We start from the raw sequence: 25,633 nt of genomic DNA on the forward strand, positions 1-25,633 counted from the left end.
CTTTTCCGATCGGGCGCCTTCAGCGCCTGGTCATGACCACTTCCAGATACTCGCTTGGCACCACGAGCGAGTCCTTGCCCGCGGTGTTCAGGCTGTTCAGCAGATCGGTGAGGTCGCGTGCCAGGGCGTCGGCGCGGTCCGGCGGCAGCGCGGCAAAGGCCTTGTGCACGGGCCCGTACCACTGGCGGAACACGTCGATGAAATGCGCGGCCGAGCGGTAGCGGAACCGGAATTTGCGCGGGGTCACCGCAATGGTCGCGCCGTGGGGGTCGAACAACGCGTGCAGATGCTCCTCCACGCCCCATCGGGACGGCGGCGAGACACCCGCGGGCGGCGGCACGTATCCGCCCAGCGTCTTGAATACCTGGCCGATAAAACCCTGCGGCGTCCAGTTGGCCATCCCGATGCGGCCGCCGGGCCGGCAGACCCGCATCATCTCGGCCGCGCAGCGAGGCTGGTCCGGGGCGAACATCACGCCGAACGTCGATAGCACCGCGTCGAAACTCGCGTCGCCGAATGGCAAGGCTTCGGCATCGGCCTCCTGGAACGTCACGTCGAAGCGCTCGGCGCGCGCGCGTTCGGCGCCGCGCTCCAGCAGCGCGCCCACATAGTCGGTGGAGGTCACCTTGCAGCCGCGGCGCGCGGCGGCGAGCGTCGCATTGCCGTTGCCGGCGGCCACGTCGAGCACGGTTTCGTCGTAACGGAGGTCGCAGGCTTCGGCAAGCAGCTCGCCGACGAGCTGCAACGTCGTGCCGATGACCGCGTAGTCTCCGCTGGCCCATGCCGCCTGCTGGCGGCCCTTGAGCGCGGCCAGGTCTACCTGCGGAGCATCCTGGCCTGTCGTGGAAGAAGTCGTCATGGGAATCCCTTCTGTCTACGTCATGCGCGGCGGCCGTCATAGCCCGCCTCGCGCGCGAGCACGATGGCTTGCGCGCGATTCTCCACCTCGAGCTTCGAGAAGATGTTCGTGATGTGGTTGCGCACGGTTTTTTCGCATAACCCCAGATGCGCGGCAATCTGTGCGTTGTCGCGGCCTTGCGCGATCAGCACCACCACGTCGCGCTCGCGTCGCGTGAGCGTCATGAATGCCGGATCGTCGATAACGTCGCATGCGGGGAGGAACGCGCGGACTTCCTCGAGCCACCTGTCCCATGCGGGCTCGTCTTCCGGCAGCAAGTGATTGCCACTCTCGAGCGGCACGAAGTGCGCGTGGGGAATCAGGCTGGCAATCAGCCTGCCTTCGTCGAACGGCACGCGCGCGTCGCGTACCGCATGCAGGACCAGCGTCGGACACGTGACCTGCGGGAGCAGCTCCACCACGTCGATGTCGTTGAAGATGCGCATGAAGCGCGCCGCATTGCGCGGTGACGTGGAAACGCGCTCGAGCTCGTTGAACCAGCGGTGCTGGGCGGCCGTGCCGCCCGGGATGAACTGCGTCGTGAAGAACTGCCGGAAGGCGGGGTTCTCCTGCCCCCACCCCAGTTCGGCGAGGCGCGTCATCAATTCGGCTTCCTCGCGCATCTCGGGCGTGGGATTGCGCTTGAGTCGGCCGCGCGCATAGCCGCCGTGCAGGATCAGATGCGTGACGCGCTGGGGATGCTTGACCGCGTAGGCCACGGCGATCGAGGCGCCCTGCGAGATCCCCAGCAGCGGAAACCGATCGACGCCCGTCGCATCGACGATCGTCTCCAGATCGCGCAGCCATGCATGGAACGAAAGATCGTCGACGTGCCGGTCGGACAGCCCGCAGCCGCGCTCGTCGTAGCGCACCAACGTGTGGTCCTCGGAGAGCGAGCACATCATGTGGCTCCACACCGGGCTCGCCACATCGAATTCGAGGTGGCTCATCCAGTTCGCGGCCTTGACGAGGGGCGGGCCGCTACCGGAGATGGCGTATGCAAGCCTGACTCCGTCGAGGCTGGTGCAGAGGCGAATCTGCTGCTTGAGCGTCGGCATGGGGCGGCTTCGCGTGGCAGGTTGCGGGAGGCGCTTCGACTGACCTAACCAGATTAGCAAACGGAGGCCTTCGCGCGGGGACACAAGTCGCGGCGAGGTTACGAGAAACGCACGATGCGACGCGTTGGCGTCGAATCCGTCCGTGCGAACGGCCGGTCCGCCGCGCCCGGATGCAATCGCCGCGCGCGCCGCTTCCCTACGATGGCTCGCGAGCGGGACCGTCGTCCCGGGTCGGGGCGCCCCTGTCCCCCATAAATCCCGCCGGCCGGGACACGGGCCTCATGTGCCGCGGCGCGCTCGCTGGAATCATTGCCACACGTCCCGCACGGACGTTCTCACAACAGGAGTCCCGCAAATGGAAGTCGCATCGATGCCAACCGACACACAACGCTACGCCCGCTGTATCGCCGCCTCGCGGCGCATTCGCTGGGACATCGACCTGGACGTCATTCGTCAGCGCAAGTTCGATCTGGCCCACAAGTTCCTGCCCGACGGCCTCTCGCTCGTGAACGAGCTGCCGTTCCTGTCCGCTGCCGAGCAGCGCTTTCTCAGCCAGGTGCAGGGCCGCACGTACGCGAACATGTTCCGCCTGGTCGAACGTTTCGTCGGCGCCAAGGTGCTCGATATCTCGCGCGAGCACTGGTTTGGCGATCAGGTTGCGCTCGAGGCGCTGGTACGCTTCACCGACGAGGAACTCAAGCATCAGGAACTGTTTCGCCGCGTCGAGCTACTGGCTGCCGAAGACATGCCGGGAGGCTATCGCTTCGTGCCGGATGCGAACGCGGTGGCCGAGTTCGTGCTGGGCAAGCACACGTGGGCCGTGCTCGCGCTGACCTGCCATATCGAACTGGTCTCGCAGGCGCACTATCGCGCGAGCATCGGCACGTCGCCGGACCTGTCCGACCTGTTCAAGGACATCTTCATGTTCCACTGGCGCGAGGAGTCGCAGCACGCGATCCTCGACGAGCTCGAATGGGCGCGCGAGGATGCGAAGCTGTCGAACGACGAGCGCAATACCGCGGTGGCGGACATGATTCAGATCGTCGGCGCGCTCGATCAGATTCTGCAACAGCAGGCGCAAGCGGATACTGCGTATTTCATGCGCACCATCCGCGGTGTGGCCGACGCCCCCCACGCGGCGGAAGTCGAGCACATCGTGCTCAAGGCGTACCGCTGGACCTACTTCGTCTCCGGCATGCTGGAACCGCGGTTCGTGAAGCTGCTGGAGTCGATGACCACCGAGGCGCAACGCGCGTGCATCGATGCGGCGATGGCGCCACTGCTGTATGCGATGCCCGCAGAGGGCGCCCCGGTGCCAGCGATGGCGGCCTGAAGACGCCTCAATCGTCCTGGATGCCTGCCCGCTGCGCGATCATGCGCATGCGCGGCAGTTCCTTGTCGATGGTCGCGGCGACATGATCGGCGGACTCGTACTTCGGTTCGAGCCCGTTGGCCAGCAGCTTCTGCTTGACCTCTGGGTCGGTCATGACCTTGGCGACGGCTGCCTGCAGCTTTGCCTTGACGTCGGCAGGCAGGCCGCGCGGCGCGGCAATCGCGACCCAGGCGTCCGCATCGAAACCGGGGTAGCCCGCTTCCGCGACCGTGGGCACGTCGGGCAGCAGCGACGCGCGTGTGCTGCCGGTCACCGCGATGGCCTTGAGCTTGCCGCTGCGGATATGCGGCAGCGAGGCAGCCACCGTATCGACGGAGAACGGAATCTGCCCGCCGATCAGATCCGCGATCGCGGGCGCGCTGCCTTTGTACGGAATGTGCTGGAGCTTCATGCCCGTGGCATGGAGCAGCATCTCGCCCGCGAAATGTCCGGTGGTACCCGTGCCGAACGAGCCATAGACATACTTGCCCGGCGCCGCGTTGACCGCGCTGACCATCTGCTTGAGGTTGTCCACGGGCACCGCGCGATTGGCGACGATGATCAGCGGCACGCGCGTCACCTGACCCACGGGCTCGAAGCTCTTGATCGGGTCATACGGCAGGCTCGGCTTGATGGCCGGGTTGACCGTGAACGTCGAACCCGAACTGATCAGCAGCGTATAGCCATCGGGCGCGGCTTTCGATACATAGCTCGCGCCGACGATGGTGCCCGCGCCCGCACGATTCTCGATGACCACGGGCTGCCCGAGCGCTTCGCCCAGCGGCTTGCCCACGACGCGCCCGATGATATCGACGGCACCGCCCGCGGGAAACGGCACGACCAGCACCACGGGCTTCGTTGGATATCCCCCCTGCGCCTGAGCGCCTGGTGCGAACGCAACAAGAGACGACAGCGCGGCGATGCTGCACTGGCACAGAGTACGGCGTAGTGGTGTGGTCATGATCTTTCCCCTTGGGTGGACAGGACGCGGTGCACGGCTATGAGGCATGGGCTCCGTGGCCCGCTGAAATAAAGCGTAAAGAGAAAGCCGGGAAACGTGCTTGCGAAGAACGCCACGCACAGCCCCTGTTCACTGCGATGAATTTCTTCTTTGCTTAGCAAAGTTCCGCATATGGCGTCGCGTGCGAAATAAAATTCCACGCGGCCTCACGCGGCTCTGCCCGCGCGAAACGGACCGTTGGGTGGAAAGCCAATGTGCATGCGGGTTGCGCTCGGCGACGGGGTCGCTGGCAGGCCCTGCGCCCGCGAGCGCGGATTCGGGGGCGTCGACAGGCCGTTCCGTTTTAGGGAATCGCGCACAGCCAATGGGCATGTTGGCAAAAAAGAAACCCTTGCAATCCGACCATGTAAAAACGGCAACGACGGCCGCGAAACCACCGTGAAATCGGGGGTTTTCGATTGGCATGCATTCTGCGTTCTATGGAGGTTGCTTATCAAAACCCCACAACCAAGGAGCAGCCATGGCCGACCAACCGTTCCTGACGGATATCAAGACTCTGCGAGAGCGCGCCCGCAAGCACATCGAAGAAGGCGCCGTGACGGCCGGTTACGATGCGGAGCGATCCACGGTGATCAACCTGCTCAATGACGCGCTGGCGACGGAGATCGTCTGCACGCTGCGTTATCGCCGCCACTATTTCATGGCGAAGGGCCCGACTTCGAAGAGCGTGGCCGCCGAGTTCCTCGAGCATTCGAACGAGGAACAGGGCCATGCGGACCAGATCGCCGAGCGCATCGTGCAGCTCGGCGGCGAACCGAACTTCTCGCCCGAGGGGCTGCTGACGCGCAGCCACGCCGAGTATGTCGAAGGGTCTTCGCTGACCGACATGATCAAGGAGAACCTCGTCGCCGAACGCATCGCGATCGATTCGTATCGCGAGATCGTGCAGTACCTCGGAGACAAGGACCCGACCACGCGCCGGCTCATGGAAGACATCCTGGCGGTGGAAGAAGAGCACGCGGACGACATGTCGGATCTGCTGGCCGCGAATACCAACGCCAATCACTGAGCGACTGCGCGCGCCGCATGAAAAAAGGGCAAGGGTTCGCACCCTTGCCCTTTTGTGATCGCATCGCAGGTCAGGCTACCGTATTGAGCGCCTCCCGACGCTCGGCCTCCGCGAGGAAACTGTGGATCTGCGCGACAACCGCCGCGCCCTCCCCCACGGCCGCCGCCACGCGCTTGGTCGACCCCGAACGCACATCACCGATCGCGAACACACCCGGCACGCTCGTCTCGAGCGTATAGATGCCGCCGTCCTCGCCCATCTGGCATTTCTTGCGCGCGGCCGTGCCCGTCAGCACGAAGCCCTTCTCGTCCGTCTTCACGTTGCATGCGCGCAGCCATTCGGTATTGGGCGCCGCACCGATGAACAGGAACACATGCCGCATCGGCTTTTCGATCGACGCTTCGCCCTTCGCGCGATTGCGATAGCGCACCTTCTCGAGCCATCCCTCGCCTTCCATCGCCGTGATCTGCGAATGCGTGTGCAGATAGACGTTGGGCAGGCTCTTGAGCCGATCGATCAGATAGCGCGACATCGTCGCTTCCAGACCCTCGCCGCGCACCAGGATATGCACCTCTGCCGCGTGCGAAGCCAGGAACACCGCGGCCTGGCCCGCCGAATTGCCGCCGCCGACGAGCATCGCGTGCTCGTCCTTGCAGAGCTTGGCCTCGACCGGCGACGCCCAGTAGTAGACGCCGCGGCCTTCGTACTGCTCTAGCGAATCGATTTCGGCGCGACGGTATTGCGCGCCGCTGGCGATGACCACGGTGCGCGCGGGCACGCGGCGCCCGTCCTTGAGTTCGATCTGGATGGGACTGTCGCCGCAGTGGAGCGCCTTGACCTCGAGCGGAATGGCCACGTGCGCGCCGAACTTCTGCGCCTGCACGAAGGCGCGGCCCGCCAGTGCCTGGCCCGAGATCCCCGTGGGGAAGCCAAGATAGTTCTCGATGCGCGCGCTGGCGCCGGCCTGGCCGCCCGGCGAGCGGCAATCGATCACCGCGACCGACAGGCCTTCCGACGCCGCATACACGGCGGTGGCAAGACCCGCGGGCCCCGCGCCCACGACGATGACGTCATAGACATGGTCCTCGGCGAAGGTCGGCACGATACCGAGACACGATGCCAGCTGCCCTTCGTCCGGCGCGCGCAGTACGCTGCCATCGGGACAGATCACCATCGGGAAATCGCTCTGCGGCGCATTGCTGACGTCGAGCAGGCCGATCGCGTCGCGATCCGCCTCCACATCGACCACCTTGTGCGGATAGCCATTGCGGCGCAGGAACGCCTGCAGCGCGAGCAGCAGCGGTTCCGTGCCGCGTCCCACGAGTACCGGGCCGCTGCCGTTCTCGATCAGCCCCACGCGGCGCAGGATCATCGAGCGCATGATGCGCTCGCCGAGATCGGCCTCCGCGACGAGCAGCGCGCGCAGCCGGTCCGGGGGCACGACCAGCACCGTCGTGTCTTCCAGCGCCAGCGCGTCCACCAGTGTCGGCCGCCCGCTCAACTGCCCCACTTCGGCCAGGAACTGCCCCGGCCCTTCATCGATGATCGGAATGCGGCGGCCCAGACCATCGCGATGGATGATCTGCACCTTGCCCGACAGGATCAGATGCATGCCACGGCCCTTCTCGCCGATGGTGAACAGCATCTCGTCCTTGCGCCACGAATGTTCGGTGCCGAAGCGGCGGATACGCTCGACCTCGGCCGCCGTCAGCGTGGGAAACATCTGATGCCGGCGCGTCGTGAATACCGAGAACGGAGATTCAAGGCCCGATACCGGCTCGGCGTCGGCACGAGGCTCCGCTTCCGGCACTTCCGGGCTATCAACCGTGCTGCCGACCGACTCGCGGTCGTCCTGCGTGATCTCCATGCTTCCCCCTGACAAGGATGCGCGCGCGCCCGTCAGTGCAAGCGTCACGAATAGTTGAAAGATGCCGCGCGATGGGGCGCAACCCCACCGATAGTAGCCCTCCTGCGCCCGAATCGCACTTCAAGAATGTGCACATGCAGCAATTGGCCATGAATGTGCGGTATGCTGCCCCCCTCCTGCAAGCTACGACGTAGAATGCGGACGGGGTCCTCTCAAGGCCGTTAATTGCAGCTTGCCGCTTCTGCATCGCTATGCGATCGTCGGTAAGGATTTTCCTACAAGCAAAACCGGATATCCCGATACGGGCCGCGCGCGGGCCCATGTGAGAATCGCGCCTTCACCGGGCGCGATTAATTTTTGCGCAATTGCATGCCCCGCTGACATGGAGAAATTCCGGCTCGCCCCCATATCGGGATGCCGCGGTTGTATTGGATATTTGTCTCATTTTTCCCTCGCATTACCGGGAATCGCGCACGTCATCGTGCATCCTTGCAATCCGCAAGCGCTTGCGCGCGCCATTACGGGGCAAGCCGGGAATAATCGGTACGGCAGGGGTTATGTTTAAACGCGAATGACACCCCGCTTCTGCCTCGGGCAATATCACATTGATTTTTTCAATCTCGGCGATAGCTAATGAACATTGTCTGTAAAGCCGTGCGTCTGCGAAAATCCGCAAGCTATCCGCACAGCGTTATCTAAAGCCACCGCGCGGAATCCCGGGAATTCGATGATCAAGCTTCTCATTGCCGACGACCACGCCATCGTGCGCAGTGGACTTCGGCAAATCGTTGCCACCACGTCCGACATCGTCGTGCAGGCGGAAGCCGCCGACGGTCCGGAGGTGCTCGCGCGCCTGCGCGAGGCGTTACCCGACGTGCTGCTGCTGGATTTGTCGATGCCGGGTATCTCGGGCACGGATCTGATTCGACGGGTCCGCACCGAGCATCCCTCGCTGGGCATCCTCGTGCTCACCATGCACAACGAAGGCCAGTTCGCCTCCCGCGCGCTGCGGGCCGGCGCCACGGGCTACATGACCAAGGACAGCGATCCGAGCGTGCTGCTGGCCGGTATCCGCAAGGTGTCGGCCGGAGGCAAGTTCATCGACCCGTCGCTCGTCGATGCGATGATCTTCGACGTCAACGGCGAGGATGCGCCCCCGCATCGCCTGCTGTCGGACCGGGAGTTCCAGGTGCTGCAGCAGCTGGCCGGCGGACGCAGCATCAACGAGATTGCCGAGGCCTACGCGCTCAGCGCCAAGACCATCAGCACGCACAAGATGCGCCTGATGAAGAAGCTCGGCATCGGCAACAACTCCGAGCTCGTGCGCTATGCAGTCAACCACGGGCTCGTCCGCTAGCCATGACGTTCCAGATGCTCGCCAACGCCTCCCTGCCGCCGCTGCGCGACATGCCCCGCGCATTCGCGCTCGCGGCGGCTTCCGTGGCCACGGCGCTCACGCTGCTTGCCGCCGTGGCCACGCGCGGCGAACCGCCCGCCGCGTCGCTGCTGCTGCTTTCGGTGCTGTTCGCCTCGTGGTACGGCGGCGCGCTGGCCGGGACGTTCGGCCTGCTGCTTTCCGTGGCCGCGTTCGACTACTTCTACGTCGGCGAGATGCGTCTGTTCGGCGTGCATCTCGAAGAGCTGCCGCGCCTCGTCGCGTTTGTCGTTGCCGCGGGCTGCGTCATCCGGCTCTGCGCGTCCCATCATCGAGCGGTCAGCGAGCTCAAGACCACCAACGAAGCGCTGCTCGACACCAACGAATGCCTGACGCGCGCGAATGAAGCGCTCGAGAGCAAGAGCGCGCAGCGCGAGATGCTCAACGAGCGGCTGCGCTGGAGCGAGGCGTTCCTGCGAGAGGCGCAGAAGATCAGCCGCACGGGCAGCTGGCGCTGGAGCCTGTCGGACGGCAGACTCACATGGTCCGACGAGAATTTCCGGATCTTCGGGTTCTATCCGGGATTCGAGACGCCCGCGCGCGACGCGATCTTCGAGCGCATCCACGAAGACGACCTGGACCGGCTGCGCGATGTCGTAAGCCGCGCGGTACAGGCGCATCGCGGCTTCGAATGCGAATACCGCATCCGGCTGCCGAACCAGGCCATCCGCCATGTGCGCGGCGTGGGCCGGCCCATCCAGTGGGAGGGCGGCCGCCCGGTCGAGTACATCGGCACCACCGTCGATATCACGCGGCAGCGCCAGACCGAGGAACTGCTGCGCAAGAGCGAGGCCGAGTTCCGTTCGCTCGCGGAGAACCTGCCCGACGGCATCATCCGCTACGACACGCAGTGCAATCGCCTGTACGTGAATCCCGCGCATGCGCGGCATAGCGGCATTCCGGCCGAGTCCGCCATCCGCATGCCGATCGATCATGGCTGGGGCGGCGACATTCCCGCGGAAGAGTATCGCGCGATGATCCTCGACGTCATGCGCACCGGCACGCCGCGGCAGATCCTTGGCCGCTGGCGCGCGAACGACAGCAGCCCCGTGCACTTCGCGGTGCATGTGGTGCCCGAGCGCAATGCCGAAGGCGAGACCGTCGGCGCGCTGGCGATCAGCCGCAATATCACGGCGCTCAAGGAAACCGAACGGCAGCTCGAGGAATCGCGGCAGCTGCTGCGCCGCCTGTCGGACCGCAACGAGACCGTGCGCGAGGAAGAACGCAAGCACCTCGCGCGCGAGCTGCACGACGACCTCGCGCAGTATCTGCTCGCCATCCGCATGAACCTGTCCGTGCTCGGCTCGGAATTCAGCGTGCAGGTTCCCGGCCTGCATGCGCGCACGGCCTCGATGATCGGATCGGTCGATACGGCCATCAAGTCCGTACGCAACGTGATTGCCTCGCTGCGGCCCGCCGTGCTCGACATGGGCGTGCTGCCCGGCCTCGAGTGGCTCGTGTCCGATTTCCTCGCGCGCACGGAAACCACGCCCTGCGAGCTCGAGATCCGTGTGCCCGACGTCAAGCTCGGCGACAAGGCCGAGATGACGTTCTTCCGCGTGGCGCAGGAATCGCTGCGCAACGTGGCGCGGCACGCGCAGGCCACCGAGGTGCGCGTGATCTTCCGCCACACCGATGACCCTCCCGCCTATGTGCTGGAAGTGGAAGACAACGGCGTGGGGTTCGACCCGTCGGTCCAGCGGCCGCGATCCTTCGGCCTCATGGGCATCCAGGAACGCGTGCTGATGGTCGGGGGAACGCTGGAGATCGCCTCCGCCCCTGGCGCCGGCACCACCATACGCGCGGTCATCCCGCATCCGATGCATGAATGACGTGACCCATGCCCGCGGCAGCCTGCCGCCCGACGCCGGACCGGAAGCGCCCGCCGAGGCGAGCGCTCCTGTCGCGCCGCCCGTCGTGCCCGCCGTGCCCCCCGTCGCACCGGTTCTGGCACCCGCCAATGCCAGTCACCTCGGCCGGAAGTTCAGCATCGAGGCCCGCCTCTTCGGCCGCTATGACCGCGCGATCGTCTACGCGGTGCTGATCGGCCTCGTGCTGTCCGGCGCCCTGCTGCTGTTCCGCCTGGAAATGGAAGCGCGCGAGCTGCTGATGTCGGCCGATGGCGATGCGAGCGAGCGGCTGGCCTCCATCACGCGGCAGTTCCACGTCTATATCGTCGGCACGTTCCTGACCGGCCTGTTCATGCTCCACCACGTGCGGGCGCGCTTCCGGCTGGAGGCGAAGCTCGTCCATCAGGCCGATCACGACCCGCTCACGGGCCTGCCCAACCGGCGCTCGTTCGACGCCGCGATCCAGGCCGCGCGCATGGGCAGCTACAGCGTCGTGCTGGCATCGATCGACCGCTTCGAACGCGTGGCCGCCGAACTCGGACTGGCCTCCGCGGACCGGCTCATGGCGATGTGCGCAGAGCGGATTGCCCATGCCGCCCTGCTCCATCGCGGCCGCGCGTTCCGGCTCGATGGCGTCAAGCTCGGCATGCTGTTCGTCGGCAAGAGCACGCATCACGATCTCACCGCCGCGATCTTCGCGGTGCAGGCCGCCATGGCCGAACCTTTCGTGCTGAACCGCCGCGAGGTGTTCCTGAGCATGAGCCTGGGCACGGCCGAGGCACCCACCGACGCCGGCGGTCCCGGAGAGCTGCTGCGCAACGCGAGCACCGCGCTGCAGGCCGCCCAGGCCTATGGCGGCGACACCCACGTGCGCTACAGCCCCGACCTGCAGTCGATCCGTTCGGAGAAACTCTGGATGGAGGCCGCGCTGAACCGCGCGATCGAACGCGGCGAGATGACGCTTCACTACCAGCCGCAGCAGCGGCTGCGCGATGGCCGGCTTTCGGGCTTCGAGGCCCTGCTGCGCTGGCAGCACGATGGCCGCTCGATCTCCCCGTCGGACTTCATTCCGCTTGCCGAGGAGTCGGGACAGATCATCGCGCTTGGGGACTGGGTGCTCCGCGAAGCCTGCACGCAGGCGCGCATCTGGGGTGAGCGCTTCCGCTGCCCGATCGTCGTGGCCATCAATATCTCGCCACGCCAGTTCCAGCATCCGGGCTTCCTCCCGGGCGTTCGGCGCATCATCGACGAGACCGGCGTCTCGCCGTCCAATATCGAACTCGAGATCACCGAAGGCATGATGATCGAGCGCGCGGACAAGGTCATCGCATTGCTCAACGAGCTGCGGGCACTGGGCGTGCGCATCGCGATCGACGATTTCGGCACGGGCTATTCGAGCCTGTCGTACCTGACCCGCCTGCCGATCGACCGCCTCAAGATCGATCGCGCCTTTATTCAGGGCATTGCGCACGATCCGCGCAATGCCAGCGTCGTACAGGCCGCGATCAGTCTCGGCCACAACCTCGGCCTGTCCGTACTGGCCGAGGGCGTGGAGTCCTGCGCGCAGCGCGAATGGCTTGCCGCGCTGAACTGCGACGAGATCCAGGGCTTTGTATACGGACGGCCCGTGCCCGCCGCCGCCGCCGAAAATTTCCTGCGCAATCGCTGCTGACGCGCCCGCGTCCCGCCTGCCTCCCGCTTGCAGACCTGCCGCCCGCGTCCGTCGATCCCCAACGGTCAGCGGGCGTTTTTCATAGTTCATACCATGGTCTACGTTGCGGACGCTGCGAACCTGACGTACTTTTAAGCACAAGTTGCAACACAGAGGCATAATAAGTGCGGTCGCTCCGGCGGCCGCACGTCGTCGAAGTTTCGCTTATTTCCGCTTAGGTTCAGCGCAAGATGGGAGGAAGTTCCGATGCAAAACGGGCATGCAGACTATCGTTCAGCCACGCCATCCGGCCCGGTACCGGGTGTACCGCCGCAGACGTTATCGGGTCAGGCGGCTTCTCCGCCGCGACCGTCCGCTCCCAGCACCGAACCTCCCCAGGTCATCGTCGATATCCTCGCCCATGCCGATGTCCGCCTCAACGGCGACCGCCCCTGGGACATCCGTGTCCTCAACCCCCGCCTCTATCACCGCATCCTGACCAGCTGGTCCCTCGGCTTCGGTGAAGCCTTTATGGATGGCGACTGGGAGTGCGACGATCTCGACGGCCTGTTTACGCGGCTGCTCACGACCAATATCGAATCGGCGGCCGTGGGCCGCGCGCGCGCGCGGCTGCTGTTCGAACATTTGCGCCACCGCGTGATGAACCTCCAGTCGCGTGGCCGCGCGTTCCAGGTGGGCGAGCAGCACTACGACGCCGGCAACGATATTTTCGAGGCGATGCTCGACTCGCGCATGATCTACTCGTGCGCGTACTGGGCCAACGCCACCACGCTCGAGGAGGCGCAATACGCCAAGCTCGACATGATCTGCCGCAAGCTCGAACTCAAGCCCGGCGAGACGTTGCTCGATATCGGCTGCGGCTGGGGCGGCCTGGCGAAGTTCGCGGCCGAACACTACGGCGCGCATGTCACGGGCGTGACCGTCTCGAAGGAACAGCTCGCACTCGCGCAGGAACGCTGCAAGGGCCTGCCCGTGGATCTGCGCCTTCAGGACTACCGCGAGCTGGACGGCCAGTTCGACAAGATCGTGTCCGTCGGCATGTTCGAGCACGTCGGCCCCAAGAACTACCCCGTGTACTTCGAGACGGCAAAGCGGTTGCTGGCGCCCGAGGGACTCTTCCTGCTGCATACGATCGGCATCGACGTGCGCAGCGCCGGCACCGATCCGTGGATCGACAAGTACGTGTTCCCCAACGGCAAGCTGCCCGCGGCCACCGAGATCGCCGACGCCGTCGAGAACCGCTTCCTGATCGAGGACTGGCACAACTTCGGCCGCGACTACGATCGCACGCTCATGGCGTGGTGGGACAACTTCGTCCGCGCATGGCCCGCGCTGCAGCACAAGTACGGCGACCGCTTCTACCGGATGTGGAAGTACTACCTGCTGGTCTGCGCGGCGTTTTTCCGCTCGCGGCAGGGCCAGCTGTGGCAGGTGGTGCTGACCCACCGGAGCCGCCAGGGGATGTACCGCTCCGTGCGCTGATCGCACCGCCGCGCCTGTTTCCGTCGCCATCGCACCACGCCTTTGGGCGGGGACGCCCCGCCTCTGGCATTTCCCCTCTTTTGGGCGACGCCGAAGTGGCCTATGCTGTCGCACAACGACAAACATGAGAGCCATGCCGGCGATGGTGCGCCGCAACGAACCATGGAAAAAACCGCATTTGTATTCGCTGGCGGCGGCAGCCTCGGGGCCATCGAGGTAGGCATGCTGCGCGAACTCGTCGGCTGGGGCGTCAAACCCGATATGGTGGTCGGCGCATCCGCCGGCGCCATCAATGGCGCCTACTTCGCCTGCCATCCGCATGCCGAAGGGACGGCGAAGCTGGAAGGCCTGTGGCGCAGCATCCGCCGCGCCGAAGTTCTCCCCTGGTCCTGGCGCAGCATGTTCGGCATGCTGGGCGGCAAGCGCGGGCATCTGGTCGAATCGATGGGTCTGCAGCGGCTGCTGTCGCGCCATTTCGGCGACTCGCGCGTCGAGCAGGCATCGCTGCCGCTCCATGTGGTGGCCACGGACATGCATTCTGGCGACGAAGTGGTGCTGTCCTCGGGCAGCATCGTCGATGCCGTGCTCGCCAGCGCGGCGATCCCCGGCGTCTTTCCGCCCGTGAACGTCGATGGCCGCGCGCTGATCGATGGCGGCGTGGCCAACAACACCCCGGTCTCCACGGCGGTGCGGCTGGGCGCGACGCGTATCGTCGTGCTCCCCGCCGGCTTTGCCTGCGCGGAACGCCGGCCGCCGCGCGGCGCCGTCGAGCATGCGCTCAACGCGCTGTCGCTACTGGTCGCCCGCCAGCTCGTGCACGATCTGGAGCGCTGGCGCGATCATGCGCATATCGCCGTGGTGCCGCCGCTGTGTCCGCTCGACGTCTCCCCGTACGACTACACGCGCTGCGGCGAGCTTATCGACCGCGCGGCCAGCGCGACGGTGGCGTGGCTGCGCGCGGACGGTCTCTCCAGCTGCCGCGTGCCGGGCGCGCTCGAACCGCACGAGCACGACGAGTCCTCGCCGAGCTGCAGCGCCGATATCACCGGCGTGCCGCCGCAGCCGGGCGTCACCGAGGCGCATTCCCACCCCCACTCGCACGGCTGAGCCCGAAGGCAGTCTTTACAAGCGGTGCGGCAACCTTGCACGGTTGCCGCATGGGTTTAAGCGCCTCAATGTGTCCCTCCCGCCGCTTGCGGGCCGCTGTGCGGCCTGAAAGCGTGCCTGCGCGCGCCGCCTGGGGCGCGGTACGGTTCTTGCCGCTGTTCTCTCCTGCCGGCCGTCGGGCACTGCCCGATGGCCATCCCGCAACCACAGGAGATCAGCAATGGGCATGAACGATACCGGTCGGTACCGCCCTGGCCAGGACCCGACCTGGCGGGCCTACGGAGAAATGCGCGACGACGGCGATCCGCCCTGGGAAGGCGCGGAAGGCGACAGCCAGTGGCGCGACAGCCGGCGCCGCCATGGCAGCGACCTGCGCTACGGCATGAACGGTGGCTACGGCCAGGAGACCTGGGCCGACCACGATCCGTCGTGGTCCGATGTGGCCGAGGACGATTGGGGCGAACTGCGCCCGCATATGTTCCGCAACCGCGATCAGGATCGAACGCGGCAAGCGGCGCAACCGATGCGTCGCCAGAACCTGCGGCACGACGACCGTCCTTATGGCAGGGACACCCACTACGACGAACTGCGCAGCGACCGCCGCTACTGGACCGACTCCGGCTACGGCAATGACGATGGCGGCCGCTACGGCAGCAACTATCGCGAAGACGCGCGCCGTGCGTTCGAGAGCCCGGACTTCCACCCGCAGGAAGATCGCGGCATGCTGTACAACCTCGGCCATCGCATCGGCGAGGTGCTCGGAGAATGGTTCGGGTCGCCCGACGACGACCGCACGGACACCGACGAGCGCGCCTACTCACGGTCGGACACACGCCAGGACACACGCCAGTACACACGCCAGAGCGCACGTCCGGACACGCGCGCGGACGACCGTTACACCGGGGACCGCTGGGACGATCGCCGCGCCGAGGATCTGGGCCAGCGTTTCGGCAAGGCGGTGGGCGGACGACGCACAGGCCCGCGCAACTTCCAGCGTAGCGACGAACGCATCCGCGACGAGATCTGCGAGCGGCTCACGTTCGCCAGCGGCGTCAACGTGCGGGACGTCAGCGTCGATGTCAGCAAGGGCGTCGTCACGCTGAACGGTACCGTCGAGCGCCGCGCGCAGAAGTACGACATCGAGGACATCGCCGACAACACGTTCGGCGTGACCGAGGTGGAGAACAATATCCGCGTGGAACGCCAGCCGACCGACGACACCATCGCGGCCGGCTTCAACGGTTCGTAACTAGGCGCCGGTGAGCCGGAATACGCTCACCGACCGCTCCATGCGCAGGGCCTGCTCGTGCAGGGCCTGCGCGGCCGCGGCCGCCTCTTCCACCAGCGCGGCATTCTGCTGCGTCACCTGATCCATCTGCGTCACCGCCTGGTTGACCTGCGCGATACCGCTGCTCTGCTCGTGCGAGGCGGTGCTGATCTCGTCCATCATCGACGTCACGCGCCGCACGGCCGCGACAATCTCGTGCATCGTGTCGGCGGTCTGGCCCGCGAGCGCGTTGCCCGAGGCGACCCGATCGACCGATTGCGAAATCAGCGTGCGAATCTCCTTGGCCGAGTTGGCCGCGCGCTGCGCGAGGCTGCGCACCTCGCTCGCCACCACCGCGAACCCGCGGCCGGCTTCGCCCGCCCGCGCCGCTTCCACGGCGGCATTGAGCGCAAGGATATTCGTCTGGAACGCGATGCCGTCGATGACCGCGATAATCTCCACGATACGGCGCGAATCGGCTTCGATCTCGCCCATGGTCTCGCGCATGCGCGCCACGGACTCGCCGCCATCGCTCGCGATGCGCGACGCCTCGCCGGCCAGCTGGCTCGCCTGCTGCGCGTTGCCCGCGTTCTGCTGCACGATCGAGGTCAGCTCTTCCATGCTGGCCGCGGTCTGTTCCAGCGACGAGGCCTGCTCCTCGGTCCGCTGCGACAGGTCCGTATTGCCCTGCGCGATCTCGTTCGCGGCCACGAGCACGTTCTGCGCGCCCTCCTTCGTATCGCCGATGAGCCCGCGCAGCGTTTCCACCATCGACATCAGATGCCGCTTGACCGCACTGAGTTCGTCGCGGCCGCGTGCCTCCACACTCACGCCGAGATCGCCGGCATTGATGCGGGTGACGAGCTCGGTCACATCGCGCACGTCGTCGCGCATGCCCACGCTGAATCCCGCGAACAGATAACAGGCCGCGCCCACGGTCAGCAGCGCGATAGCGCCGAGGAGGATCAGCTCGCGCTGTTCGGCCGCCATGCGCGCGTCGAGCATCTCGCGCGTGAGGGTGGCAAACTCGTGAATGGCATCGGACACCGAATCGATGGCGGCAGTGCCCTCGGCAAAATAGGCTTTGGCATCGATCGTAATGCCGCTCGACCCCAGCATGCTGACCTTCATCGTGCGATAGAAGTTGTCCATCGCGGCCAGCTTCTTCGCCACGGCCTCCACGCGCTCGCGCTGCGCGGGCGCGCTTCGCGACACGCGCGCGACATCGCGGCGCACGGACTCCAGGCCGTCCTGGATCTGTTCGGCCAGCGTGGCCAGTTCCGCCTGCTGCGCGGCATCGGCAAACCCGCCGCGCGCGATGATGCCGGCGCCGCGCCCGCGGGCGAGCGCGCCGAGTTCGGCCAGCCGCGGCATCGGCGACACCATCAGGTTGATCAGGTAGTACGAACCTGCGTCGGGATCGAGCGCCAGCGACGAGCGGTCCGCCACGTCGCCGATATATAGGCGCGTCTGCTTGACCAGCGCGGTATGCCGGTCGAACAGCGGCGGCGCGGGCGTGTTCAGCCCCAGACTGCGAATCTTCTGCCACGCCTCATCGAGCTTGCGCGCGTCGGCTTCCACTTCGAACGCCGGCACGGCCGCCGCATCGGCGAGCAGCGCGGCAAGATGCTCGCTGGCCTTCGCGTCGGCCTGATCGAACGTCGCCTGAAAACTCTTGTTGCCCGACAGCACGCCATTCGCCGCGCCACGGCGTACCTGCGTCTCGCGCATGAAGTCGAGCGCGCGCTCGACGATGACCAGCCCGCGCAATTCGTCGCGCGTGGACGCGATGGCCTGCACGGACTGCGCGAACACGGCGATCAGCGCGCCGCAAAGCGGAATGAGGAACAGCACCGTGAGCAACAGCAGCTTGCGGTTGATGGACAGACGCGCCATCAGGCGCACGGCGGGAGACAGAAAAGCGGGCACGAGGCTCCTTGGATCGACGGAGATGGCAAGGGGGAATGACAGCCCCTGTATCGGCCGCAAATCCAAGGAATGAAGCGTGTGGCGGCAGTATTTTTTGCGCCGCACAGAACCGGTGCAAACGGCGTGCGGGTTACGCCTGAAACGCCCGTGCGTGGTGCACGCACGGGCGATGCCCGACACCGTAACCGGCGTTCTTGCGCGCGGGGATCAGGCCGTCACGCCGCCATCCACACCGATCGATTGCCCGCTGATATAGCGCCCCGCCGGCGAGGCAAGCAGCAGCGCGAGGCCGGCGACATCCTCGGCCTCCGCGATGCGGCGCAGCGGGATATTGCCGGCGAGAAACTTCTCGCGCTCGGGATCGCCCCACAGCGCATCGCGCGAGAAGTCGGTGCGCACGGGACCGGGGTTGATGCTGTTCACATTGATATTGTGCGGCCCCAGCGTCTGCGCGAAGTTGCGCATGAGCATGTCGATCGTCGCCTTGGAGACGCTGTACATCGCCAGCATCGGCGAGCTGCGGCGCGCGGCAATGCTCGACATGAACGTGATGGAGCCATCGCGGCGCTCGATCATCTGCGGCGCGAGCGCGTTGACGAGTTCGAGGTTGCCGCGCACGTTGCCCGCGATCACGTCGTCGAGCTTGTCGGCGCCCTGGCCGAGGATCGTGCCGACCACGGCACTGGCCGCGGCATTGAGCACCAGCGCATCCACGCGCCCGTAAGTGGCAAGCGCGGCTTTCGCGAACGCCGCCACGCTCGCGCTGTCGGCGATGTCGCAGGCAATGCCGGTGGCGGTAATGCCTTCGGCCTTCAACTCGGCGGCGACCTTCTCCGAGACTTCGGCACTGCGGCCGGACACGATGACCTTGGCACCGGCCTCGCCGAGCGCGCGGGCCATGGCAAGGCCCATGCCTTTGGTGGAACCGGTCAGGACGGCCACGCGGCCGGACATATCGAACAGCTTGGACACGAAATTGGGCACGACTTACTCCTTTGGCAGGTCAACGAGCTTTGCATGACGAACAACATTTATTTAATAAAGTATGTTCATCATATAAACTCGCGTCAAGTTTAATTTTTTCAGGTGGTCTCCATGGCACGCGCTTCCCGGGCAGTGGCCGAGCAACACAGGATCGACATCGAGCGTTCCTCGTCGAGGCTGTTCAAGGAGTATGGACTCCACGGCGTGACCGTGGCACAAGTCATGGCCGATGCCGGCCTCACGCATGGCGGGTTCTATGGGCACTTCGGCTCGAAGGACGAACTCGCCGCGATTGCCTGCGCGCGCGCATTCGCCGAGTCGGGAGAAAAGTGGTCGCAGCGCATCGCCGATTCGGGCGGCGACGGCCGGGAGGCACGCCGCCGGCTCGCGGACCCGTACCTGTCCCCGACCCATCGCGATCACGTCGGCGAAGGCTGCACCGCGGCCGCGCTGACCGGCGATATCGCGCGCGAGCCCGCCGACAAGCCCATCCGGGCGGTCTATGCGGCCGGGGTGCGCGACATGGTCAATGCCTGGCGCAGTACGTTGCCCAATCCCGACACTCCGGAAGCGAACGACACCGCGCTTGCGCAGATCGCGCTACTCGTGGGTACGATGGCGATCGCCCGTGCCTCGCGCGGCGATCCGCTCTCCGAAGAGATCATCGAGGCGGCGCGCCGCCAATTGCTTCAGCCGTAATCACGACTCGAATCGCCCCCTCAAACCGCACCACTCATACCGACAACAAGACCTGCCCATGTTTGCGCACGCCCTATCCCGCCGGCTCGACCGGCACGGCATCCACTATGCGTGGCTGATCGCCATCGTCACGTTCTGCGTGATGCTCACCACGTCGGCTTCGCTCGGCCTTCCCGGTGCGTTCCTCAAGCCGCTGACGAAGGAAATGGGATGGGACACCGACCAGATCTCCTCGATCCTCGCGTTCCGCTTTGCATTGTTCGGCCTGATGGCGCCGTTCTCGGCGATCCTGATGGAGCGCTTCGGCGTCCGTAACGTCGTATGCACGGCGCTCGCGATGATCGGCGCGGGCATGGCGCTCGCCACCGTCGCCACCGAACTGTGGCAGCTGTTCTTCGCATGGGGCCTGTTGCTCGGTATCGGTTCGGGCATGACCGCGCTGGTGCTGGCCGCCGTGGTGGCCAACCGCTGGTTCCATGCGCGCCGCGGCCTCGTCATCGGCCTGCTGACCGCGAGTTCGGCCACGGGGCAACTGGCGTTCCTGCCCGTGGCGGCCTGGCTGATCGAGCATATGGGATGGCGCGTCGCCGTGCTGCCGGTGCTGATCGCCTGCGCGGTGCTGGCCTGCCTCGTCTTCGCGTTCATGCGCAACCGGCCGTCCGACATCGGCAAACCCGCCTATGGCGAATCTCCGGCAGCCGCCGCCATGGCCGCGCCGGCCGCTCCGCCCGCACCGCTCACGCTGCGCGGGCCGTTCGTGGTGCTGGCCGAAGCGATGCGCAACCCGACGTTCTGGATCCTCGCCGGCACCTTCTTTATCTGCGGGCTGTCCACCAACGGCCTGATCCAGACCCACTTCATCTCGCTGTGCGCAGACTACGGCATGTCCGCCGTGCCGGCCGCTTCGGCGCTGGCCATGATGGGCGCGTTCGACTTCGTCGGCACCATCCTGTCGGGCTGGCTGTCGGACCGTTACGACAGCCGCAAGCTGCTGTTCTGGTACTACGCGCTGCGCGGCCTCTCGCTGTTCTGGCTGCCGCACTCGACCTTCACGCTCTACGGCCTCTCCCTCTTCGCGATGTTCTATGGGCTGGACTGGATCGCCACCGTGCCGCCGACCATCAAGCTCGCGGGCAGCGCTTTCGGCCGAGACCGCGCGCCGATGGTGTTCGGCTGGATCTTCGCCGCGCACCAGATCGGCGCGGCCACGGCGGCGTTCGGCGCGGGCCTCTCGCGCACGATGCTGCTGACCTACGCGCCGGCACTGTACGTGGCGGGCGGTGCGTGTCTGATCGCCGCGTTGATGGCGCTAGCCGTGCGCCGCTCGCAGCCGGCCGCGCAAGCCGGCGTCCCCCAGCAGCCCAGCAAGGCCTGATATCCGCCGCAAGCGGTCAGGTCAGGCCGGGACGCGCCACCGTGCGCTCTCGGCCTCGAGCGCCGCGATCAGTGCCGCCACCGACTCGCGCTTGAGCGCGGTCTGTCGCACCAGCACCCCGATCTCGCGCTGCGGCGCCGGCCCCGGCATCGGCACCAGTTCCACCTTCGGCGTCTCGTGCACGGGCACGAGCGCCGCGGGAATGATCGCGCATCCGAGCCCTTCGGCCACCATCTGCAGGATCACCGCGGGCTCGTCGAGCTCCATGCCCTCCCGCACCCATAGCCGGTGCCGCCGCAGATAGCGGTCCACGAGCTGGCCGCCGGTCGAATGGCGGTTGTAGCGGATAAACGGCATCGTCGGCAGCACCGTCGCCAGATCGTTCCCGGTACCGGCGGGCGCAATCGCCACGAACGGCTCGTCCAGCAGATGCAGCCATTTGAGTTCGGGCGGAATCCCGAGCCGCGGCCTGACCAGCACCGCGATATCGAGCTCGCGCGCGTCCACCTGCGTCAGCAGTTGCGTGGACATGCCCGGCACCACATTCACATGGGTGTTCGGAAATCCCTCCCGAAACCGATGCATGGCCTTGGGCAGCAGCGTTGCCTGCACCGTGGACACCGCGCCGAGGTCCAGCGGCGCGAGATCCGGCTGCGCCCGGCTGCCTGCCCCTTTCATCGACGCATAGAGCGCCACGAAACGCGTGGCGTCGTCGAGCAGCCGGCGGCCGTCCTCGCTCAGCGCCACCGATTTCCCGGATCGGTCGAATAGCTGGCAGCCCAACTCCTCTTCGAGCCGGCGAATCTGCATGCTCACGGCGGACTGGGTCAGACCCAGCCGCGCGCCGGCGGCCGAAAACGAAGCCGTTTCGGCGGCGACGAGAAAGGTCTGGAAATAGCGGATCACGGCAGCAAGACGGAAACGGGATGCATATCAAAAATCCTGATGCTCAGGGCATAAATCATTCGTTTCATATTACGCAAGCTTCTGCTTACAATCAACGCCAGTCCCTACCACACCACGCTGAAACCATGAGCGCCATTCCGCTGTTTCACCTCGCTTTCCCCGTTCACGACCTCGCGACCGCGCGCGCCTTCTATGGCGATCTGCTCGGCTGCCCCGAAGGCCGCAGTTCCGACGCCTGGGTCGATTTCGATTTCTACGGCCACCAGATCGTCGCGCATCTGTCGCCCGACGAATGCGGCCATCGCGGCAGCAGCGCGGTGGACGGCCATGACGTGCCCGTGCGCCACTTCGGCGCGATCCTGTCGATGGAGCAGTGGGAGGCCCTGGCCGACAAGCTGCGCGCGGCCGACACCAAGTTCGTGATCGAGCCGTATGTCCGCTTCAAGGGCGAGGTGGGCGAGCAGGCCACGATGTTCTTCCTCGATCCGTCGGGCAACGCGCTCGAGTTCAAGGCATTCGGTGACCTTTCGCAGGTTTTTGCCAAATAAGCGCCAGACACCCCTTCACACCCAAGAGTCAACCATGACCGCAGACACCAACGAGTACGTCATCGCCCCTGCCCCGCAGGCCAGCATTGCCGTGGCAGACAGCAATGCTCGCTTTCCGATCCGCCGCGTCTTCTGCGTGGGCCGCAACTACGCCGCCCACGCCCGCGAGATGGGCAAGGATCCGGACCGCGAGCCGCCGTTCTTCTTTACCAAGCCGGCCGATGCGGTCGTGGCGGCCGAGGGCTCGGTGCCCTACCCGCCGCTGACCGAGAACCTGCACCACGAGATCGAACTCGTGGTCGCGCTCGGCAAGGGCGGCCGTAACGTGAGCCCCGCGCAGGCGCTCGATCTCGTCTGGGGCTATGCGGTCGGTGTGGACCTCACGCGCCGCGACCTGCAGGACGTGGCCAAGAAGATGAGCCGGCCGTGGGACTGGTCGAAGGCCTTCGACGCATCGGGCCCTTGCGGTCCGCTGCAGCCGGCCTCGCGCATCGGTCATCCCGAGAAAGGCGCGATCTGGCTCAAGGTCAACGGTGAAGAACGTCAGGTCGGCGATCTCGACGAACTGATCTGGCCCGTGGCCGACGTCATCGCCTATATCTCCGAGAGCATGGAGCTCGCCCCTGGCGACGTGATCTTCACGGGCACGCCGGCAGGCGTCGGCGCGCTGCTGCCCGGCGACAAGGTGACCGCGGGTGTGGACGGCGTGGGCGAAATCGCCTTCAAGATCGGGCAGCGCGGCTGATCGCGCACACGATCGATGGCAGGATCGGCGGCGCTGGCGCAGCAATGTGCCAGCGCCGTTTTTCCTTGTTTTTCAATGCGTTATCAGAAAATACGGGTTCAGATTAGAGAGACGCCTCAAATTCTTTTGCACAAAGTCCTTGCTTATCTATCTAGTAGTAGATATTCTTCGTGACATGGACGCCGCTGCAACAGATTCGAAACACCGCAACGGTCTTTTTTTTAGCGTCGTGAATCTATCTAGTAGTAGATAACATCGACCGGAAACGAATAAGGAGCAGATCATGAATGCCAAGACCATCCTCACCGCCGCCACTTTCGCCGTCGCCGCAGCATTCGCTTCCGGCGCCGCACAAGCCCAGGGCCCGGTGGACAGCACGCATGCCGGCGACCGCTACGGCTACAACTTCCGCGTCAACGACGCCCGCGACGTCTACTCGCAAGGCGCTCGCGTGACCGATGCCCGCGACGTGTATTCGCAAGGCGCGCGCATCAGCAACCGCGACGGCTACACCGACGGTGCCCGCGTGACCAACCGCGATGGCCTGGTGGCTGGCCTGGACCGCACCGGCGTATCGGCCGAACCGTCGCGTACCCGTGACGTGTACACCGACGGTGCCCGCACCCGCGACGTCTACACCGACGGTGCCCGTGCGTAATCACAGACCGGCGGCGTCCGCATCGATTGCACATGACGCCGCCGGCCGATCGACCCCGGATGAATCGGAGTTTCCAAATGAGTTGGCGTGACAGTGCCCTGATTCTGGGCGGATGGGTAGCGCTTTGCCTGGGGAGTGGCGCGCTGCTCTCGCTAGTTGCGCGAACGCTGTCGATCTGAATCGGCGGCGTAGTAACAAGGAGGGTCTATCCCACGATAGACAAGCGTCATGAAAACAACATCCGTACGCGACCAATTGCTGGCCCACACGCTGGTTCTCATCCAGCGCCGCGGATACAACGGATTCAGCTACCGTGACCTGGCGGAGCTTGTGGGCGTGAAGACCTCAAGCATTCATTACTACTTCCCGACCAAGGACGACCTGGTTCTGGAAGCGGTGAAGCTGTATACGGCATCCGTGTCCGATCGCATCCACGCGATCGATCCATCCCTCCCGCTGGCCGAACAGGCGCAGCAATACCTGCAACCGCTGAACGCAACGATCGACCTCGGCAACGCCTGCCTTGCCGGCATGCTGTCCGCGGAAGTCGTGACGATGCCCGAACAGGTTCGCGCGCTGCTGCAGGCGCACTTCCAGATGAACGAAGCGTGGCTCACGCGTCTGCTGCAACGTGCCGAAGAGGCCCGTGGCTGCCCCGGTGCCGTCGCGCCCGAAGCGCTGGCCAAGGTGATCTACGGCGCCGTGCAGAACGGTGTGATCACGGCCCGCATGTCGGGCTCCAACGATCGCTTCGAAGCCGCATCCGACATGCTGATCGGCGCGGTGTCGACCGACCCGGCCGCGCACCATCGCGCGCCGCGCGAGGCAGTCGAAGCCATGCCGGCGTAAGACCGCCTGGCGATATCGAACGCGCGCCTTCCCCGCGGAACGGCGCGCGTCGTCATTTGCGCTTGCCCATGTCGAGCGTGACCCAAGTCGGCGCATGATCGCTCGCGTGCGGCTCGCCCCGGACCCAGCGATCCACGCCGGCGCCTGTCAGACGCGGCGCGAGATCGGCGCTCAGCAGCAGATGATCGATGCGGAGCCCCGAATTGGTCTGCCAGTGCTGCCGGAAATAATCCCAGAACGTATAGATCCGCTCGTCCGGATACCGCGCGCGCAGGGCATCGGTCCAGCCCTGGTCGAGCAACCGCCGATAGCAAGCACGCGACTCGGGCTGCAATAGCGCATCCTTGAGCCACGAGCGCGTGTTGTAGATATCGTCGTCGGTCGGCACCACGTTGTAGTCGCCCGCGAGCACCACCGGATGGCCGCTGTCGAACAGCCCCTTTGCATGACGGATCAGCCGTTCGAACCACGCGAGCTTGTAGTCGAACTTCGGGCCGGGCTGCGGATTGCCATTGGGAAGATAGAGGCAGGCGACGAGCACGCCTTGCACCGCTGCCTCGAGGTAACGGCTCTGCGTATCGTCTTCCGCGCCCGGCAGGCCGCGGCGCGCCTCGATCGGGTCCGCGCCGCGCGCCAGAATGGCCACGCCGTTCCACGACTTCTGCCCGTGCCAGATCGCGCCATAGCCGGCCGCGCGGATCTCGTCGATCGGGAAGCCCGAGTCGATGGTCTTCAGCTCCTGCAGGCATACGGCATCGGGCGCTTCGCGTTCGAGCCACGCCAGCAACGCGGGCAGGCGCGTGCGGATGCCGTTGATGTTGAACGTGGCGATCTTGAGGGATTTTGGCTTGCGCATGAGACCTATGGTAGACAACGGGACGGTCATGCGGGAGGCCGTTGCA

22 protein-coding genes are annotated in these 25,633 nt (G+C 65.9%); 14 read left to right on the plus strand and 8 right to left on the minus strand.

The window, feature by feature from the left end:
- Positions 1–19: 19 nt before the first annotated feature.
- A complete protein-coding gene (locus FOB72_RS21235) occupies positions 20–859 on the minus strand; it encodes a class I SAM-dependent methyltransferase (RefSeq protein WP_150374689.1) in 840 nt (279 codons plus the stop codon).
- Positions 860–879: 20 nt separating this feature from the next.
- A complete protein-coding gene (locus FOB72_RS21240) occupies positions 880–1,956 on the minus strand; it encodes an alpha/beta fold hydrolase (RefSeq protein ID WP_150374690.1) in 1,077 nt (358 codons plus the stop codon).
- Between the two features lie 355 nt (positions 1,957–2,311).
- Between FOB72_RS21240 and FOB72_RS21245 the strand changes: the two genes are divergently transcribed.
- Positions 2,312–3,289 (plus strand): hypothetical protein, encoded by a 978-nt coding sequence (locus tag FOB72_RS21245; RefSeq protein WP_150374691.1) that lies wholly within the window; start codon positions 2,312–2,314, stop codon positions 3,287–3,289.
- Positions 3,290–3,296: 7 nt separating this feature from the next.
- On the opposite strand, the gene FOB72_RS21250 is transcribed toward FOB72_RS21245, so the two are convergent.
- Positions 3,297–4,289: a Bug family tripartite tricarboxylate transporter substrate binding protein gene (locus tag FOB72_RS21250; protein ID WP_150374692.1), complete on the minus strand. Its 993-nt coding sequence runs from the start codon at positions 4,287–4,289 to the stop codon at positions 3,297–3,299.
- Between the two features lie 520 nt (positions 4,290–4,809).
- Between FOB72_RS21250 and FOB72_RS21255 the strand changes: the two genes are divergently transcribed.
- Positions 4,810–5,358: a bacterioferritin gene (locus FOB72_RS21255; RefSeq protein ID WP_150374693.1), complete on the plus strand. Its 549-nt coding sequence runs from the start codon at positions 4,810–4,812 to the stop codon at positions 5,356–5,358.
- A 70-nt stretch (positions 5,359–5,428) separates the two neighbouring features.
- Here FOB72_RS21255 and FOB72_RS21260 read toward each other — a convergent pair whose 3' ends face one another.
- Complete coding sequence (locus FOB72_RS21260; RefSeq protein ID WP_150374694.1) at positions 5,429–7,225, minus strand: FAD-dependent oxidoreductase; 1,797 nt, start codon at positions 7,223–7,225, stop codon at positions 5,429–5,431.
- A gap of 727 nt (positions 7,226–7,952) precedes the next feature.
- On the opposite strand from FOB72_RS21260, the gene FOB72_RS21265 reads away from it, so the two are divergent.
- From FOB72_RS21265 to FOB72_RS21290, 6 genes are all read left to right on the plus strand, one after another.
- Positions 7,953–8,582, plus strand: a complete 630-nt coding sequence (locus FOB72_RS21265; protein ID WP_150374695.1) for a response regulator — start codon at positions 7,953–7,955, stop codon at positions 8,580–8,582.
- A gap of 2 nt (positions 8,583–8,584) precedes the next feature.
- Positions 8,585–10,492, plus strand: a complete 1,908-nt coding sequence (locus FOB72_RS21270; protein WP_150374696.1) for a sensor histidine kinase — start codon at positions 8,585–8,587, stop codon at positions 10,490–10,492.
- Positions 10,485–12,182, plus strand: a complete 1,698-nt coding sequence (locus FOB72_RS21275) for a putative bifunctional diguanylate cyclase/phosphodiesterase (RefSeq protein ID WP_150374697.1) — start codon at positions 10,485–10,487, stop codon at positions 12,180–12,182. Before FOB72_RS21270 ends, FOB72_RS21275 begins: the two co-directional genes overlap by 8 nt.
- Before the next feature lie 246 nt (positions 12,183–12,428).
- Entirely contained in the window at positions 12,429–13,664 is a 1,236-nt protein-coding gene (gene cfa / locus FOB72_RS21280) for a cyclopropane fatty acyl phospholipid synthase (RefSeq protein WP_150374698.1), read from the plus strand.
- A gap of 162 nt (positions 13,665–13,826) precedes the next feature.
- On the plus strand, positions 13,827–14,771 hold the full coding sequence (locus FOB72_RS21285) for a patatin-like phospholipase family protein (protein WP_150374699.1): 945 nt from the start codon (positions 13,827–13,829) through the stop codon (positions 14,769–14,771).
- A 226-nt stretch (positions 14,772–14,997) separates the two neighbouring features.
- Entirely contained in the window at positions 14,998–16,020 is a 1,023-nt protein-coding gene (locus tag FOB72_RS21290) for a BON domain-containing protein (RefSeq protein ID WP_191002370.1), read from the plus strand.
- Here FOB72_RS21290 and FOB72_RS21295 read toward each other — a convergent pair whose 3' ends face one another.
- Positions 16,021–17,967 carry a methyl-accepting chemotaxis protein gene (locus FOB72_RS21295; RefSeq protein WP_223851734.1) on the minus strand — a complete coding sequence of 649 codons (1,947 nt, stop codon included), beginning with the start codon at positions 17,965–17,967 and terminating at the stop codon, positions 16,021–16,023.
- A 207-nt stretch (positions 17,968–18,174) separates the two neighbouring features.
- Positions 18,175–18,939, minus strand: a complete 765-nt coding sequence (locus FOB72_RS21300; protein ID WP_150377309.1) for an SDR family NAD(P)-dependent oxidoreductase — start codon at positions 18,937–18,939, stop codon at positions 18,175–18,177.
- Positions 18,940–19,062: 123 nt separating this feature from the next.
- On the opposite strand from FOB72_RS21300, the gene FOB72_RS21305 reads away from it, so the two are divergent.
- The gene (locus FOB72_RS21305) at positions 19,063–19,650 is read left to right on the plus strand and encodes a TetR/AcrR family transcriptional regulator (RefSeq protein WP_150374701.1); all 588 of its coding nucleotides are present in this window, start codon (positions 19,063–19,065) and stop codon (positions 19,648–19,650) included.
- Positions 19,651–19,708: 58 nt separating this feature from the next.
- On the plus strand, positions 19,709–21,025 hold the full coding sequence (locus FOB72_RS21310) for an MFS transporter (RefSeq protein WP_150374702.1): 1,317 nt from the start codon (positions 19,709–19,711) through the stop codon (positions 21,023–21,025).
- A 21-nt stretch (positions 21,026–21,046) separates the two neighbouring features.
- Here the strand turns inward: FOB72_RS21310 and FOB72_RS21315 are convergent, their stop codons facing one another.
- Entirely contained in the window at positions 21,047–21,931 is an 885-nt protein-coding gene (locus FOB72_RS21315; RefSeq protein WP_150374703.1) for a LysR family transcriptional regulator, read from the minus strand.
- A gap of 125 nt (positions 21,932–22,056) precedes the next feature.
- Here FOB72_RS21315 and FOB72_RS21320 point away from each other — a divergent pair, with 125 nt between their 5' ends.
- From FOB72_RS21320 to FOB72_RS21335, 4 genes are all read left to right on the plus strand, one after another.
- Positions 22,057–22,479, plus strand: coding sequence for a VOC family protein (locus tag FOB72_RS21320; protein WP_150374704.1), 423 nt, complete (start codon positions 22,057–22,059; stop codon positions 22,477–22,479).
- A gap of 34 nt (positions 22,480–22,513) precedes the next feature.
- Positions 22,514–23,224 carry a fumarylacetoacetate hydrolase family protein gene (locus FOB72_RS21325; protein ID WP_150374705.1) on the plus strand — a complete coding sequence of 237 codons (711 nt, stop codon included), beginning with the start codon at positions 22,514–22,516 and terminating at the stop codon, positions 23,222–23,224.
- A 283-nt stretch (positions 23,225–23,507) separates the two neighbouring features.
- Complete coding sequence (locus FOB72_RS21330) at positions 23,508–23,882, plus strand: hypothetical protein (protein ID WP_150374706.1); 375 nt, start codon at positions 23,508–23,510, stop codon at positions 23,880–23,882.
- 228 nt (positions 23,883–24,110) lie between these two features.
- Entirely contained in the window at positions 24,111–24,731 is a 621-nt protein-coding gene (locus tag FOB72_RS21335; RefSeq protein ID WP_150374707.1) for a TetR/AcrR family transcriptional regulator, read from the plus strand.
- Between the two features lie 52 nt (positions 24,732–24,783).
- On the opposite strand, the gene FOB72_RS21340 is transcribed toward FOB72_RS21335, so the two are convergent.
- On the minus strand, positions 24,784–25,587 hold the full coding sequence (locus FOB72_RS21340; RefSeq protein WP_150374708.1) for an exodeoxyribonuclease III: 804 nt from the start codon (positions 25,585–25,587) through the stop codon (positions 24,784–24,786).
- Between the last annotated feature and the right edge of the window lie 46 nt (positions 25,588–25,633).

Source organism: Cupriavidus pauculus, from assembly GCF_008693385.1.
GTDB classification, from domain to species: Bacteria; Pseudomonadota; Gammaproteobacteria; order Burkholderiales; family Burkholderiaceae; genus Cupriavidus; species Cupriavidus pauculus_D.

What these genes read in the sequence shown, in the direction of transcription:
- FOB72_RS21320 (WP_150374704.1), top strand. Translation starts at nt 22,057, where the DNA reads ATGAGCGCCATTCCGCTGTTTCACCTCGCTTTCCCCGTTCACGACCTC.
- FOB72_RS21310 (WP_150374702.1), top strand. Translation starts at nt 19,709, where the DNA reads ATGTTTGCGCACGCCCTATCCCGCCGGCTCGACCGGCACGGCATCCAC.
- FOB72_RS21340 (WP_150374708.1), bottom strand. Translation starts at nt 25,587, where the DNA reads ATGCGCAAGCCAAAATCCCTCAAGATCGCCACGTTCAACATCAACGGC.
- FOB72_RS21335 (WP_150374707.1), top strand. Translation starts at nt 24,111, where the DNA reads ATGAAAACAACATCCGTACGCGACCAATTGCTGGCCCACACGCTGGTT.
- FOB72_RS21330 (WP_150374706.1), top strand. Translation starts at nt 23,508, where the DNA reads ATGAATGCCAAGACCATCCTCACCGCCGCCACTTTCGCCGTCGCCGCA.
- FOB72_RS21275 (WP_150374697.1), top strand. Translation starts at nt 10,485, where the DNA reads ATGAATGACGTGACCCATGCCCGCGGCAGCCTGCCGCCCGACGCCGGA.
- FOB72_RS21250 (WP_150374692.1), bottom strand. Translation starts at nt 4,289, where the DNA reads ATGACCACACCACTACGCCGTACTCTGTGCCAGTGCAGCATCGCCGCG.
- FOB72_RS21240 (WP_150374690.1), bottom strand. Translation starts at nt 1,956, where the DNA reads ATGCCGACGCTCAAGCAGCAGATTCGCCTCTGCACCAGCCTCGACGGA.
- FOB72_RS21285 (WP_150374699.1), top strand. Translation starts at nt 13,827, where the DNA reads ATGGAAAAAACCGCATTTGTATTCGCTGGCGGCGGCAGCCTCGGGGCC.
- FOB72_RS21325 (WP_150374705.1), top strand. Translation starts at nt 22,514, where the DNA reads ATGACCGCAGACACCAACGAGTACGTCATCGCCCCTGCCCCGCAGGCC.
- FOB72_RS21265 (WP_150374695.1), top strand. Translation starts at nt 7,953, where the DNA reads ATGATCAAGCTTCTCATTGCCGACGACCACGCCATCGTGCGCAGTGGA.
- FOB72_RS21245 (WP_150374691.1), top strand. Translation starts at nt 2,312, where the DNA reads ATGGAAGTCGCATCGATGCCAACCGACACACAACGCTACGCCCGCTGT.
- FOB72_RS21260 (WP_150374694.1), bottom strand. Translation starts at nt 7,225, where the DNA reads ATGGAGATCACGCAGGACGACCGCGAGTCGGTCGGCAGCACGGTTGAT.
- FOB72_RS21305 (WP_150374701.1), top strand. Translation starts at nt 19,063, where the DNA reads ATGGCACGCGCTTCCCGGGCAGTGGCCGAGCAACACAGGATCGACATC.
- FOB72_RS21235 (WP_150374689.1), bottom strand. Translation starts at nt 859, where the DNA reads ATGACGACTTCTTCCACGACAGGCCAGGATGCTCCGCAGGTAGACCTG.
- FOB72_RS21290 (WP_191002370.1), top strand. Translation starts at nt 14,998, where the DNA reads ATGAACGATACCGGTCGGTACCGCCCTGGCCAGGACCCGACCTGGCGG.
- FOB72_RS21255 (WP_150374693.1), top strand. Translation starts at nt 4,810, where the DNA reads ATGGCCGACCAACCGTTCCTGACGGATATCAAGACTCTGCGAGAGCGC.
- FOB72_RS21270 (WP_150374696.1), top strand. Translation starts at nt 8,585, where the DNA reads ATGACGTTCCAGATGCTCGCCAACGCCTCCCTGCCGCCGCTGCGCGAC.
- cfa (WP_150374698.1), top strand. Translation starts at nt 12,429, where the DNA reads ATGCAAAACGGGCATGCAGACTATCGTTCAGCCACGCCATCCGGCCCG.